Source organism: Pseudomonas sp. JV245A (assembly GCF_032424515.1).
GTDB classification, from domain to species: Bacteria; Pseudomonadota; Gammaproteobacteria; order Pseudomonadales; family Pseudomonadaceae; genus Aquipseudomonas; species Aquipseudomonas protegens.
Map to the genome: position 1 here is coordinate 37,932 of NZ_VYKE01000020.1, position 13,904 is coordinate 51,835.

The following is a 13,904-nucleotide window of genomic DNA, read 5'->3' on the forward strand; positions in this document are numbered from 1 at the left end:
AAAACCTTAGTGGTCGGCTGCTGGGCCGCCAATGGGTGTTTCCGGACGCTCATTCTGCACTACTGGAGGAGGAGTACCCGAGCCGCCCTCCCAATCACGAGGTTCGCGTGGAGTACGCCCTGCCATGATGTCGTCGATCTGATCGGCGTCGATGGTTTCGTACTTCATCAGGGCGTCTGCCATGGCGTCCAGCTTGTCGCGGTTGTCCGTCAGGATCTGCTTGGCGGTGCCGTAGCACTGATCGATGATGCTGCGCACCTCGGAGTCGATCAGTTTCGCCGTTTCCGCAGACAGGCTCGCATGCTGGCTACCCGCGCTGCGCCCCAGGAACACCTCACCCTCTTCTTCGGCATACATCAGCGGACCAAGCTTCTCGGAAAGACCCCATTTGGTCACCATGTTCCGCGCGATCTGGCTGGCACGCATGATGTCGTTGGAGGCGCCGGTGGTCACGCCGTCGAAGCCAAGGGTCATTTCTTCAGCGATACGACCGCCGTAGAGCGAGCAGATCTGGCTGATCAAGGCACGCTTGGAGAGGCTGTAACGATCTTCTTCCGGCAGGAACATGGTGACACCCAAGGCCCGGCCGCGAGGAATGATCGACACCTTGTAGACCGGGTCATGCTCGGGCACGACACGACCAACAATGGCGTGGCCAGCTTCGTGATAAGCCGTGTTCTGCTTCTCTTTTTCGGACATGACCATGGATTTGCGCTCCGCGCCCATCATGATCTTGTCCTTGGCCAGTTCGAATTCCTTCATTTCAACGATGCGCTTGCCGGTACGCGCCGCAAACAGCGAGGCCTCGTTGACCAGGTTCGCCAGGTCGGCACCGGAGAAACCCGGGGTACCGCGGGCGATTACCGCAGGTGCGACGTCGTCGCCCATTGGCACTTTACGCATGTGCACCTTGAGAATCTGTTCGCGACCGCGAATGTCCGGCAGGCCAACCACGACCTGACGGTCGAAACGGCCCGGACGCAGCAAGGCCGGGTCCAGTACGTCAGGACGGTTGGTCGCGGCGATCACGATGATGCCGTCGTTCATTTCGAAGCCATCCATCTCAACCAGCAACTGGTTGAGGGTCTGCTCACGCTCATCATGACCGCCGCCCATGCCGGCGCCACGGTGACGACCGACGGCGTCGATCTCGTCGATGAAGATGATGCAAGGAGCATGCTTCTTGGCTTGCTCGAACATGTCACGGACGCGGCTGGCACCCACACCGACGAACATCTCGACGAAGTCGGAACCGGAAATGGTGAAGAAAGGCACCTTGGCTTCACCAGCGATGGCTTTGGCCAGCAACGTCTTACCGGTACCTGGTGGGCCCACCATCAACACGCCGCGAGGAATACGACCGCCCAGACGCTGGAACTTGCCTGGGTCACGGAGGAATTCAACCAACTCACCTACTTCTTCCTTGGCCTCGTCGCAACCGGCAACGTCAGCCAAGGTAGTTTTCACCTGATCTTCAGACAGTAAGCGCGCCTTGCTCTTGCCGAAACTCATCGGCCCGCCCTTGCCTCCGGCACCACCCTGCATCTGGCGCATGAAGAACATGAACACCGCGATGATCACCAGGATCGGGAAGCTGGCCACCAGCAGTTGAGTCCAGATGCTTTGCTGTTCAGGCTGCTTGCCTTCGACCACCACGTGGTTGTCCACCAGGTCGCCGATCAGGCCATTGTCCTGAATGGCAGGACGAATGGTCTTGAAGCTGTCGCCATCGTTGCGCTTGCCGGTAATCACGTAGCCATCAACCGCTACGCGCTCGACCTTGCCATCCTTAACTTGCTGGATGAAGTCGGAATAGTTGAGGGTCTGCGGCTCGTTAGGGCTGGAGAAGTTGTTCATCACCGTCACCAGGACGGCGGCGATGATCAACCACAGGATCAGATTCTTTGCCATGTCGTTCAATTAACTACCCTCTGAAGCAAGCTCCGCTACTGGCGCGCGCTTCGCATGATATTCACCGGCCTAACTTACTACATTACCTACAGCTCTGGCAGGCGCTGTCTGTAACCCTATGTGAAACTTAGACTACACAATATGCGCCTAATCTGACGGGGCGAAATACGAAAATCCTATCACCCCAGTCAAAACTCTTACTTACTCACTACGACCACGGAAGCCGCGCCCCAGCAGGTATTGCTCCCGAGAACGGTCACGGGATGATGACGGTTTGCGCATCTGCACTTTCTCGAACATCTGCCGCACGCTCTTGTGGTACTCATCGAAGCCTTCACCCTGGAAGATCTTGATCAGAAAATCACCACCTGGACGCAAGACCCGACCAGCAAGATCCAGCGCCAACTCGCACAGGAACATCGCTCGCGGCATATCCACGGCTGCTAACCCACTCATATTGGGGGCCATATCGGAAATCACAAGGTCAACTTCAGAATTTCCGACCGCCTCGAGGATCTGCGCCAGTACTGCATCCTCAGTGAAGTCCCCTTGAATAAAGGTCACATCGGGAATGCTGTCCATTTCCAGGATGTCCGAGGCAATCAGGCGCCCCTGGCCACCAATCAGACGACTGGTCACCTGCGACCAGCCACCCGGGGCGGCCCCCAGGTCGATCACACTCATGCCAGGACGGATAAGGCGGTCCTTTTCCTGAATCTCCAGCAGTTTGTAGCTGGCACGGGAACGGTACCCATCTTTTTGCGCCATTTTGACGAATGGGTCGTTGAAGTGCTCTTTCAGCCAGTTATGGCTAGTTTTGGAACGGGCCACGGGCCACCTCAAAATAAAACGGGTCGTGATTAACTGGGCGGTCCCGGACTCGCTCGGGTAAACTGGCCGCCGCTTTTTACAAGATCAGACGCAGGGGTCAGATTATGCCGCTCACTCAAGAGCAGAAGAAACAGTACAAATCCATTGGCCACCATCTGAAACCAGTATTGACTGTGGCTGACAACGGTTTGACCGAAGGTGTATTAGCCGAACTTGAACGCGCCTTGAGCGATCACGAGCTGATCAAGATCAAGCTCAACATCCTCGAGCGCGAGTCGCGCCTGGAGGCCATTGCCCAATTGTGCAAGGCCGGCAAAGCGGATCTGGTGCAGGTCATCGGCAAGATGGCGCTGATCTACCGCAAGAACGCCAAGGTAAACAAGCAATTGTCGAACGTCCATCGTTTCCACTGACGTCGACTCGGGTCAAGGGTGTGCCTGGCGCACCCTGCCACCCCATCCCGGCACTGGCTGCAACACCAGTACCAGCCCGGAAAAACCCAGGACCAGATAGCTGAACAACTGCCAGCGCTGAGCTTCCGGCAACAAGATGCGTACGACGAAATACATCGCACACGCATACATCGCCATCAATAGCAGTTGCCCCCGAATATCCCGCCACAAGCTCCTCAGCCCTTCGGACTGGATCAATACCAGTATCTGCAGGACCAGGCACGCCGCTGAAAAACCTACCAGCAACGCACTGAGCAGTGACGAGATTTCTTCGATCAGCAAGGGGGCAAGGCCAATCTGCCCCAGGGCGGGCAGCAAGCCGAGATGCAACAACCACAAGCCGCCGACCCACAACATCTGGGCCAGCTGCCAAAGCATGGCGCCCGCGTGCAGCGGGCGCCTTCTTTCAGATGTGACGGACTTCGACAATCTCGTACTCGATAACGCCACCAGGCGTTTTGACCGCCACCACATCCCCCTCTTCCTTGGCAATCAAGGCGCGAGCGATCGGCGAGCCGACGGAAATTTTACCGAGTTTGATGTCAGCCTCGTCCTCACCCACGATCTGGTAGGTGACGCTTTCGTCAGTTTCGACGTTGGCGATTTCTACCGTGGTGCCAAAGATCACCTTGCCGGTATGGGGAATGGTCGTGACATCGATGACCACCGAGTTCTGCAGGCGGCCTTCAATATCGCGGATCCGCGCTTCTACCATGCCCTGCTGTTCGCGAGCGGCATGGTATTCGGCGTTTTCCTTCAGGTCACCCAACTCGCGGGCCGTACCGATGTCCTGGCTGAGCTTCGGACGCACGACCTTGGTCAGGTGAGCATGCTCTTCTTCCAGGGCGCGCGCGCCCTGGACGGTCATTGGGTATTTATTCATGCCTTCAATCCTGCGTGTAGATCCTGCAAGCGACGCACGGTCTTTTCCGGACCGAACTTCAACGCTTCACAGATAGCTTCGCCAGCAGCAATGGTGGTGGTGCAGTAGATCTTGTGCTGCAAGGCGTTACGACGAATGGAATAAGAGTCAGCAATCGACTGACGGCCTTCAGTGGTGTTGATGATCAGAGTGACTTCGTCGTTCTTGATCATATCGACCACATGCGGACGACCTTCAGTCACCTTGTTCACACGACGCACCTTCAGGCCGGCCGCCTCGATCAGCTTGGCGGTGCCCGCAGTAGCGACCACTTCGAAGCCCAAGTTGATCAGATCACGGGCCACGCCTGCAACCAGAGGCTTGTCATCGTCGCGCACGCTGATGAACGCAGTACCGCCGGTCGGCAGCACTTCGCTGGCACCCATCTGGGCCTTGGCAAAGGCTTCGCCGAAGGTGTCGCCCACGCCCATCACTTCACCGGTGGACTTCATCTCTGGGCCGAGGATCGGGTCGACGCCCGGGAACTTGGCAAACGGGAATACCGCTTCCTTGACGCTGTAGAAGTTCGGAATGATTTCCTTGGTGAAGCCCAGCTCTTTCAGGGTCTTACCAGCCATCACACGAGCAGCGATCATCGCCAGGGAGACACCGATGCACTTGGAAACGAACGGCACGGTCCGGGAAGCGCGCGGGTTCACTTCGATGACGTAGATCTGATCGCCTTGCAGGGCCAGCTGCACGTTCATCAGGCCAACCACACCCAGTTCCAGGGCCATTTTCTTGACCTGTTCGCGCATCTCGTCCTGGATGTGCGCCGGCAGCGAGTACGGCGGCAGCGAGCACGCAGAGTCACCGGAGTGAACGCCAGCCTGCTCGATGTGCTGCATGATGGCGCCGATCACTACGTCGGTGCCGTCGCAGACCGCATCCACGTCCATTTCAATGGCGCAGTTGAGGAAGTGGTCCAGCAGCACCGGGCTGTCGTTGGACACTTGCACTGCTTCTCGCAGGTAGCGCTTGAGCTCATCTTCCTCGTAGACGATTTCCATCGCCCGGCCGCCCAGCACGTAGGACGGACGCACCACCAGCGGGTAACCGATCTTGGCGGCGGCACGAATCGCTTCGTCTTCGCTGCGCACGGTAGCGTTTGGTGGCTGACGCAGGTTCAGGCGTTCGACCATCTGCTGGAAGCGCTCACGGTCTTCGGCGCGGTCGATAGCGTCTGGGCTGGTGCCGATGATCGGCACGCCGGCGGCTTCCAGGGCACGAGCCAGTTTCAGCGGAGTCTGGCCGCCGTACTGCACGATCACGCCTTTTGGCTTCTCGACACGGACAATTTCCAGCACGTCTTCCAGGGTCACCGGTTCGAAGTACAGGCGATCCGAAGTGTCGTAGTCGGTAGAAACGGTTTCCGGGTTGCAGTTGACCATGATGGTTTCGTAACCATCGTCGCGCAGCGCCAGGGCGGCGTGTACGCAGCAGTAGTCGAACTCGATGCCCTGGCCGATACGGTTTGGACCACCGCCCAGAATCATGATCTTGTCACGGGTCGAAGGTGCGGCTTCGCACTCTTCTTCATAAGTCGAGTACAGGTACGCGGTGTCGGTGGCGAACTCGGCGGCGCAGGTGTCGACGCGCTTGTAGACCGGGAACACTTCCAGCTTCTGACGATGTGTGCGCAGGTTCTTCTCGGTCACGCCCAGCAGCTTGGCCAGACGCTGGTCGGAGAAGCCTTTGCGCTTGAGGCGGAACATCAGGTCGCGGTCGATGGCCGACAGGCCCAGGGTCTTGACCTTCTCTTCTTCCTTGATCAGGTCTTCGATCTGCACCAGGAACCAAGGATCGATCATGTTCATGCCGAAGATCTGCTCGACGGTCATGCCGGCACGGAAGGCATCAGCCACGTACCAGATACGCTCGGCGCCGGGCACGGTCAGCTCGCGCTTGAGCACGTTCATGCTTTCCGGATTGCTCAGGTCGAGCTTGGGATCCAGGCCGCAAACGCCCACTTCCAGACCGCGCAGGGCTTTCTGCAGGGATTCCTGGAAGGTCCGACCGATGGCCATGACCTCACCCACCGACTTCATCTGGGTGGTCAGGCGCGCGTCGGCCTTGGAGAACTTCTCGAAGGCGAAGCGTGGCAGCTTGGTCACGACGTAGTCGATGGACGGCTCGAAGGACGCCGGGGTCTTGCCGCCGGTAATATCGTTGGACAGCTCGTCCAGGGTGTAGCCGACAGCCAGCTTGGCCGCGACCTTGGCGATCGGGAAACCGGTGGCTTTCGAAGCCAGCGCCGAGGAACGGGATACCCGCGGGTTCATCTCGATCACGACCATGCGGCCTGTGTTCGGGCAGATACCGAACTGCACGTTGGAACCGCCAGTTTCCACACCGATCTCGCGCAGCACCGCCAGGGAGGCGTTACGCAGGATCTGGTATTCCTTGTCGGTCAGGGTCTGTGCCGGAGCCACGGTGATGGAGTCACCGGTGTGCACGCCCATCGGGTCGAAGTTCTCGATGGAGCAGACGATGATGCAGTTGTCCTTCTTATCGCGGACCACCTCCATCTCGTACTCTTTCCAGCCGATCAGGGATTCGTCGATCAGCAGTTCCTTGGTCGGCGACAGGTCCAGACCGCGGGCGCAGATTTCTTCGAACTCTTCGCGGTTGTAGGCGATGCCACCACCGGTGCCACCCATGGTGAAGGATGGACGGATGATGCAAGGGAAGCCCAGCTTGTCGAGGACCGCATTGGCCTCTTCCATGCTGTGGGCAATACCGGAACGCGGGCACGCCAGGCCGATGGACTTCATGGCAGCGTCGAAGCGCGAACGGTCTTCAGCCTTGTCGATGGTGTCGGCGTTGGCGCCGATCATCTCTACGCCGAACTTCTCCAGGACGCCTTCACGCTCCAGGTCCAGGGCGCAGTTCAGCGCAGTCTGGCCGCCCATGGTCGGCAGCAGCGCGTCCGGACGCTCTTTCTCGATGATCTTGGCAACGGTCTGCCACTTGATCGGCTCGATGTAGGTGGCGTCGGCCATGGCCGGGTCGGTCATGATGGTGGCCGGGTTGGAGTTCACCAGGATGACCCGGTAACCCTCTTCGCGCAGGGCCTTGCAAGCCTGGGCGCCGGAGTAGTCGAATTCGCAGGCTTGGCCGATCACGATCGGGCCAGCGCCAAGAATCAGGATGCTTTTAATGTCTGTACGTTTTGGCATGGGTTGTCACTCAAATCCGCAGGTCAGTCGGCAAGCCGTCTTGAACATTCTCTGAGGCGCCCGAGGGGTTCCGCCGGATTTGCCGGGGCCGCCCTCAAGCGCTGCTCGCTACACTTTCAAGGCGAGCGTTTAGCGTCGCTTGGCCATCTCGTTGATGAAGCGGTCGAACAGCGGCGCGACATCGTTCGGGCCCGGGCTGGCTTCCGGGTGGCCCTGGAAGCTGAACGCGCTCTTGTCGGTACGCTCGATACCCTGCAGGGTGCCGTCGAACAGCGACTTGTGGATCGCCCGGACGTTGCCCGGCAGCGTAGCTTCATCCACCGCAAAACCGTGGTTCTGGCTGGTGATCATGACCACGCCGCTGTCCAGATCCTGCACCGGGTGGTTGGCACCGTGGTGGCCGTGGCCCATTTTCAGGGTCTTGGCACCAGAGGCCAGGGCCAGCAGTTGGTGACCCAGGCAGATGCCGAACACCGGAATCTCGGTTTCGAGGATTTCCTTGATCGCCTTGATGGCGTAGTCGCAAGGCTCGGGGTCACCTGGGCCGTTGGACAGGAACACACCGTCAGGCTTGAGAGCCAGCACATCGCTCGCTGGGGTCTGGGCAGGCACCACGGTGACGCGGCAACCGCGCTCCACCAGCATGCGCAGGATATTCAGCTTGACCCCGTAGTCGTAGGCAACCACGTGATACGGCAGCTCGGAAGCCTCGATGGTGGCGTGGCTGTCGGTCTTCAGATCCCAGACAGTCGAACGCCACTCGTAGCTTTCCTTGGTGCTGACGACTTTCGCCAGGTCCATGCCTTTGAGGCCAGGGAAGCCGCGCGCTGCAGCGATCGCCGCTTCTTCGGAAATGTTGTCACCGGCCATGATGCAGCCGTTCTGTGCACCTTTCTCACGCAGGATGCGGGTCAGGCGACGGGTGTCGATACCAGCGATCGCCACCACGTTGTTGGCTTTCAGGTAATCGGACAGGGACAGAGTGTTACGCCAGTTGCTGGCTACCAGCGGCAGGTCACGGATGACCAGGCCGGCCGACCAGACGCGGTCGGACTCGGCATCTTCCGGCGTGGTGCCGGTGTTGCCGATGTGAGGGTAAGTCAGGGTAACGATCTGCTGGGCGTAGGAAGGATCGGTAAGGATTTCCTGATAGCCGGTCATTGCGGTGTTGAACACCACCTCACCAACGGTTTGACCGTCGGCTCCAATGGCTTCGCCACGAAAAATGCTGCCATCAGCAAGGGCGAGTATGGCTGGCTTAGTCAAGAAGACCTCCCGTAAATAGAGCCTGAAAGGGCGATCGCAGGTTGCAAAAAAGCGGAATGACGTATAGACACGTCACCCCGCTTCTTCGTCGAATTATCTGCGCGCTTTTAGTGGACACACTAAAGCTGTAGCTTACAGAAAAAGGCTTTTTCGGTCCACCGCTAATGAGCCCTAAAGGCAGAGGAATGCGACAGAACATCGCCTAGCGGTACGAAGTGGGGTTGAAGGACAGCCTCAACCCCACTTCAGATGCATCTCAACGCAGATCCAGCACATCCTGCATGTCGTATAGGCCGGCCTCGCGCCCGTCCAGCCACAGCGCGGCACGCACCGCGCCCTTGGCGAAGGTCATGCGACTGGAGGCCTTGTGGGTAATCTCCAGGCGCTCGCCCTCAGTGGCAAACAGCACGGTGTGATCCCCCACCACATCGCCACCACGAACCGTGGCGAAGCCGATGGTTTCACGCTCACGGGCGCCGGTATGGCCTTCACGACCATACACCGCGACCTGCTGCAGATCGCGCCCCAGAGCGCTGGCGATCACCTCACCCATGCGCAGGGCGGTGCCCGATGGCGCATCGATCTTGTGTCGGTGATGCGCCTCGATGATCTCGATATCCGCATCATCACCCAGCACCCGAGCCGCCATATCCAGCAGCTTCAGCGACAGGTTGACCCCAACACTGAAGTTGGCAGCGAAGACGATCGGAATCTCCTTGCCCGCCTCGGCCAGCAATTGCTTTTCCCTGGCACCCAGGCCGGTGGTACCGATCACCATGGCCTTGCCTGCCTTGCGGCAGAACGCCAAGTTCTTGAGCATCACTTCCGGCAAGGTGAAGTCGATCAGTACATCGAACTCATCAACCACCTTCTCCAGGCTGTCGGACATCGGCACGCCAAGACGCCCCAGGGATGCCAGCTCACCCGCATCCGCCCCCACCAGAGAACTGCCCGGACGCACGATCGCCGCGGTCAGCCCGGAGAGCGGCGAACGCAGTTGCACGGCCTCGACCAGGGTCTTGCCCATGCGCCCAGCGGCGCCCATCACTGCTATACGTCGCATGCGTTACTCCTTACAGGTCGCCGAAGAAGCGCTTGACGCCCTCGAACCAGCCGGTAGTTTTCGGCGAGTGAGAATTGTCGTCGTCCAGCGAACCACGCAACTCTTCCAGCAGCTCGCGCTGACGACGACTCAGGTTCACTGGCGTCTCCACCGCAACCCGGCACATCAGGTCGCCGGCACCGCCGCCACGCACGGGAGCAACGCCCTTGCCACGAATCCGGAACTGCTTGCCGGTCTGAGTTCCTTCGGGAATCTTCAGCTTGACCCGACCATCCAGGGTCGGAATCTCCAGCTCGCCACCCAACGCCGCATCTACGAAGCTGATGGGCACTTCACAGAACAGGTGCTTGCCGTCGCGCTGGAAGATCGCGTGCTCACGCACATTGATCACCACATACAGGTCGCCAGTCGGGCCACCCTGGGTCCCCGCCTCGCCTTCGCCGGACAGACGAATACGGTCGCCGGTATCGACACCTGCCGGCACTTTCACCGACAGCGTCTTGTACTCTTCGACCCGACCTTCGCCGTGGCACGAATCGCACGGATCGGAAATGATCTTGCCCTGGCCATGGCAGCGCGGGCAGGTCTGCTGCACCGAGAAGAAACCCTGCTGCATGCGCACCTGACCAATACCGCCACAGGTCGGACAAGTGACAGGGGAAGACCCCTTCTTGGCGCCCGAACCATCGCATGGCTTGCAGTTGACCAGTGTCGGCACACGGATATTCACCGTGGTGCCACGCACCGCCTCTTCCAGGTTCAACTCCAGGGTGTAACGCAGGTCGCTGCCGCGTTGCGCACCGCCACGGGAACCGCCGCGACCGCCACCGAAGAAATCACTGAACACGTCACCGAAGATATCGGAGAAGTTCTGCCCGCCGAAGCCGGCACCCCCGCCACCCATGCTCGGGTCGACACCAGCGTGGCCGTACTGGTCATACGCGGCACGCTTGCTGGAATCGGACAGTACTTCGTAGGCCTCGTTGGCCTCCTTGAACATGTCTTCCGACGCTTTGTCGCCGGGATTACGGTCCGGGTGATGCTTCATCGCCAAACGACGGTAAGCCTTTTTCAGCTCCGCATCGCTGGAGCCACGCTCCACACCCAACACTTCGTAATAGTCACGCTTTGCCATAAGTCTTTGCACTCTTAAGGACGTCCGGCAAACCCTCCTGAGCTCTGCCAAACTCGCTGAGCCCCAATACAGGCCCGGACCCAACTCACGTCAATTCAACGATCCTGGTCTTAGAAAGCCAACCCGGTTGCGGGCCGACCATTGCGGTCATCACAGCCGGAAAGCAGGAGCTTCTCCGACCCGACCGCCAGCGCACAAACGGAGCTTGTACGCCGTCAAAATTTCGCTAACTCCAGACACGCCAACGCGGGAGCAAGCTCCCGCGCGGCGACATCCTACCAGTCACCGCCCAAAGGCAGTCAACCGGCCGACCAACAAGCCATTACTTGTGGTCTTTTACTTCTTCGAACTCGGCGTCGACGACATCGTCGGCTTTTTCAGCGGACTCGGCGTGCGGTGCCGCGCCTTCTGCAGGCTGGGCCTGTTCGGCGTACATCTTCTGGGCAACCGGGGCCGAGACTTTCGACAGCTCTTCGACCTTGGCGTCGATGGCAGCCTTGTCGTCGCCCTTGACGGCAGCTTCCAGGGCAACCACGGCGGCTTCGATTGCGGTTTTCTCTTCCGCGGTCACTTTGTCACCGGCGTCAGCCACCATCTTGCGAGTCGAGTGCACCAGCGCATCACCCTGGTTACGGGCGGTGGCCAGTTCTTCGAACTTGCGATCCTCTTCCGAGTTGGCTTCAGCGTCACGGATCATCTGCTGGATCTCTTCATCCGACAGACCCGAGTTGGCCTTGATCACGATCGACTGAGTCTTGCCGGTAGCCTTGTCCTTCGCACCTACGTGCAGGATGCCGTTGGCGTCGATGTCGAAGGTCACTTCGATCTGCGGCACGCCACGTGGAGCTGGTGGAATGTCGGCCAGGTCGAACTTGCCCAGGGACTTGTTCTGCGCGGCTTGCTTGCGCTCGCCCTGCAGTACGTGAATGGTCACTGCGCCCTGGTTGTCGTCGGCAGTCGAGAACACTTGGGATTTCTTGGTAGGAATCGTGGTGTTTTTCTCGATCAGCGCGGTCATCACGCCACCCATGGTTTCGATACCCAGGGTCAGCGGGCTGACGTCCAGCAGCAGTACGTCTTTCACGTCGCCGGCCAGTACCGCACCCTGGATGGCAGCACCCATGGCAACAGCTTCGTCCGGGTTGACGTCCTTGCGGGCTTCCTTACCGAAGAAGTCGGTTACTGTCTTCTGTACCAGCGGCATACGGGTCTGGCCGCCGACCAGGATCACGTCGTTGATCGAACCCACGTCGATACCGGCGTCTTTGAGCGCGATACGGCAAGGCTCGATGGTGCGCTGAACCAGGTCTTCAACCAGCGACTCCAGCTTGGCGCGGGAAATCTTCACGTTCAGGTGCTTAGGACCGGTGGCATCTGCAGTGATGTACGGCAGGTTGACGTCGGTCTGCTGGCTCGAGGACAGCTCGATCTTGGCTTTCTCGGCAGCTTCTTTCAGGCGCTGCATGGCCAGCGGGTCACCCTTGAGGTTCATGCCGCTTTCTTTCTTGAACTCATCAACCAGGTAGTCGATCAAGCGGATGTCGAAGTCTTCACCACCGAGGAAGGTGTCACCGTTGGTGGCCAGCACTTCGAACTGGTGCTCGCCATCGACTTCAGCGATTTCGATCACCGAAACGTCGAAAGTACCACCGCCCAGGTCGTAAACGATCACGGTGTGATCGCCCTTGGCCTTGTCCATACCGTAGGCCAGAGCGGCTGCGGTTGGTTCGTTGATGATACGTTTGACGTCCAGGCCTGCGATGCGGCCGGCGTCTTTGGTCGCCTGGCGCTGGCTGTCGTTGAAGTAGGCCGGAACAGTGATGACCGCTTCGGTCACGGCTTCGCCGAGGTAGTCTTCGGCGGTCTTCTTCATTTTCTTGAGGATTTCAGCCGAGATTTGTGGCGGAGCCATTTTCTGGCCGTTCACTTCAACCCAGGCGTCGTTGTTGTCAGCCTTGACGATCTTGTAAGGGACCATCTGGATGTCTTTCTGCACAACTTCTTCGTCGAAGCGACGACCGATCAGACGCTTTACTGCGTACAGGGTGTTGTGCGGGTTGGTGACAGCCTGACGCTTGGCCGACTGACCTACCAGGATTTCGCCATCGTTGGCGTACGCGATGATCGACGGCGTGGTACGCGCGCCTTCAGCGTTTTCGATAACTTTTACGTTGCCGTTTTCAAGAATGGAGACGCACGAGTTGGTGGTCCCCAAGTCAATACCGATAATCTTGCCCATGTTAACTCTCCCGAAACTTTGGATTTGGATGCCGCAGCTGTGGTGGCAAACTGCGGTAGCACTTAAACGCTTGACTGATAAATGGGGGCTCTACAGCCGTTTTCAAGCCTTTTCGTCAATCGAAGGCGAAACCGGTGCAGGAGCCTTGCTGACCACGACCATGGCCGGGCGCAGCAGGCGACCGTTGAGCTGGTAGCCCTTCTGGAACACTTTCAGAACACTGTTCGGCTCGACATCCGCGCTTTCCTGCATGGCCATGGCCTGATGCTGTTCAGCGTTGAAGGGTTCGCCGTGTGGATCGATGGCTTCCAGCTGATAACGCTTGAGGGTGTCGTGGAACATCTTCAAGGTCAGCTCGATGCCTTCACGCATCGGGCGGATGCTTTCGTCGTCCGGGTTGGACAGCTCCAGGCCACGTTCCAGGCTGTCGATCACCGGCAGCAGGTCGCCGGCAAACTTCTCCAGCGCGAATTTGTGAGCTTTCTCCACGTCCTGCTCAGCGCGGCGGCGGACGTTCTGCAGATCGGCAGCAACACGCAAAGCCTGATCCTGCGCGCCAGCCAGTTGCTCTTCGAGCACTTGTACACGAGCCGCCAGGTCATCACCCGATGCCTCGGGAGCCTGATTGGCGTCTAGATTTTGCGTATCCAGCGTCTGTTCGTCAGCCATGAAATTCTCCTTTCAATATCGTCTGTGAGCCGGGCTCACTCTTCTGCCCAGCTATATGGGGTCGCATTTTCAAGGTTCAAGCCCGCAGCCACAGCAAAAGTCGTTCCGACCCGATAAATCCTGTATGTGGACATTACCGAGCGCACTAAAAAGCCAGAACGACCAAGCAAATCGAGCTAAGGGAAAGCATTGTCAGCCCGAAACAAAACACTGTATAAATAACCAGACATCTAGTTT

General features: G+C 59.1%; 11 protein-coding genes. 1 reads left to right on the plus strand and 10 read right to left on the minus strand.

Annotation, left to right across the window (positions count from 1 at the left end; all coding sequences use genetic code 11):
• Nucleotides 1–6 precede the first annotated feature (6 nt).
• Both ftsH and rlmE read right to left on the minus strand, forming a co-directional pair.
• A complete protein-coding gene (gene ftsH / locus F6S12_RS08715) occupies nucleotides 7–1,911 on the minus strand; it encodes an ATP-dependent zinc metalloprotease FtsH (protein WP_011059197.1) in 1,905 nt (634 codons plus the stop codon).
• A gap of 201 nt (nucleotides 1,912–2,112) precedes the next feature.
• On the minus strand, nucleotides 2,113–2,742 hold the full coding sequence (gene rlmE, locus F6S12_RS08720) for a 23S rRNA (uridine(2552)-2'-O)-methyltransferase RlmE (protein ID WP_011059196.1): 630 nt from the start codon (nucleotides 2,740–2,742) through the stop codon (nucleotides 2,113–2,115).
• Between the two features lie 104 nt (nucleotides 2,743–2,846).
• Between rlmE and F6S12_RS08725 the strand changes: the two genes are divergently transcribed.
• Nucleotides 2,847–3,155 (plus strand): YhbY family RNA-binding protein, encoded by a 309-nt coding sequence (locus tag F6S12_RS08725; RefSeq protein ID WP_015634115.1) that lies wholly within the window; start codon nucleotides 2,847–2,849, stop codon nucleotides 3,153–3,155.
• Between the two features lie 12 nt (nucleotides 3,156–3,167).
• Here the strand turns inward: F6S12_RS08725 and F6S12_RS08730 are convergent, their stop codons facing one another.
• The 8 genes from F6S12_RS08730 to grpE all read right to left on the minus strand — a co-directional run bounded on the left by F6S12_RS08730 (nucleotide 3,168) and on the right by grpE (nucleotide 13,667).
• On the minus strand, nucleotides 3,168–3,572 hold the full coding sequence (locus tag F6S12_RS08730; RefSeq protein ID WP_011059194.1) for a hypothetical protein: 405 nt from the start codon (nucleotides 3,570–3,572) through the stop codon (nucleotides 3,168–3,170).
• A gap of 28 nt (nucleotides 3,573–3,600) precedes the next feature.
• Nucleotides 3,601–4,077 carry a transcription elongation factor GreA gene (greA, locus tag F6S12_RS08735; protein WP_011059193.1) on the minus strand — a complete coding sequence of 159 codons (477 nt, stop codon included), beginning with the start codon at nucleotides 4,075–4,077 and terminating at the stop codon, nucleotides 3,601–3,603.
• On the minus strand, nucleotides 4,074–7,295 hold the full coding sequence (gene carB / locus F6S12_RS08740; protein WP_011059192.1) for a carbamoyl-phosphate synthase large subunit: 3,222 nt from the start codon (nucleotides 7,293–7,295) through the stop codon (nucleotides 4,074–4,076). Before carB ends, greA begins: the two co-directional genes overlap by 4 nt.
• A gap of 129 nt (nucleotides 7,296–7,424) precedes the next feature.
• Nucleotides 7,425–8,561 (minus strand): glutamine-hydrolyzing carbamoyl-phosphate synthase small subunit, encoded by a 1,137-nt coding sequence (gene carA / locus F6S12_RS08745; protein ID WP_011059191.1) that lies wholly within the window; start codon nucleotides 8,559–8,561, stop codon nucleotides 7,425–7,427.
• 256 nt (nucleotides 8,562–8,817) lie between these two features.
• A complete protein-coding gene (gene dapB, locus F6S12_RS08750) occupies nucleotides 8,818–9,624 on the minus strand; it encodes a 4-hydroxy-tetrahydrodipicolinate reductase (protein ID WP_011059190.1) in 807 nt (268 codons plus the stop codon).
• A gap of 10 nt (nucleotides 9,625–9,634) precedes the next feature.
• Nucleotides 9,635–10,759 carry a molecular chaperone DnaJ gene (gene dnaJ / locus F6S12_RS08755; RefSeq protein WP_015634112.1) on the minus strand — a complete coding sequence of 375 codons (1,125 nt, stop codon included), beginning with the start codon at nucleotides 10,757–10,759 and terminating at the stop codon, nucleotides 9,635–9,637.
• 322 nt (nucleotides 10,760–11,081) lie between these two features.
• Complete coding sequence (gene dnaK, locus F6S12_RS08760) at nucleotides 11,082–12,998, minus strand: molecular chaperone DnaK (RefSeq protein WP_011059188.1); 1,917 nt, start codon at nucleotides 12,996–12,998, stop codon at nucleotides 11,082–11,084.
• Nucleotides 12,999–13,100: 102 nt separating this feature from the next.
• Entirely contained in the window at nucleotides 13,101–13,667 is a 567-nt protein-coding gene (gene grpE / locus F6S12_RS08765; protein ID WP_011059187.1) for a nucleotide exchange factor GrpE, read from the minus strand.
• Nucleotides 13,668–13,904 lie beyond the last annotated feature (237 nt).

Coding starts and splice junctions, on each gene's coding strand:
- dnaJ (WP_015634112.1), bottom strand. CDS start 10,759: ATGGCAAAGCGTGACTATTACGAAGTGTTGGGTGTGGAGCGTGGCTCC.
- dapB (WP_011059190.1), bottom strand. CDS start 9,624: ATGCGACGTATAGCAGTGATGGGCGCCGCTGGGCGCATGGGCAAGACC.
- greA (WP_011059193.1), bottom strand. CDS start 4,077: ATGAATAAATACCCAATGACCGTCCAGGGCGCGCGCGCCCTGGAAGAA.
- grpE (WP_011059187.1), bottom strand. CDS start 13,667: ATGGCTGACGAACAGACGCTGGATACGCAAAATCTAGACGCCAATCAG.
- F6S12_RS08725 (WP_015634115.1), top strand. CDS start 2,847: ATGCCGCTCACTCAAGAGCAGAAGAAACAGTACAAATCCATTGGCCAC.
- F6S12_RS08730 (WP_011059194.1), bottom strand. CDS start 3,572: ATGCTTTGGCAGCTGGCCCAGATGTTGTGGGTCGGCGGCTTGTGGTTG.
- dnaK (WP_011059188.1), bottom strand. CDS start 12,998: ATGGGCAAGATTATCGGTATTGACTTGGGGACCACCAACTCGTGCGTC.
- ftsH (WP_011059197.1), bottom strand. CDS start 1,911: ATGGCAAAGAATCTGATCCTGTGGTTGATCATCGCCGCCGTCCTGGTG.
- carB (WP_011059192.1), bottom strand. CDS start 7,295: ATGCCAAAACGTACAGACATTAAAAGCATCCTGATTCTTGGCGCTGGC.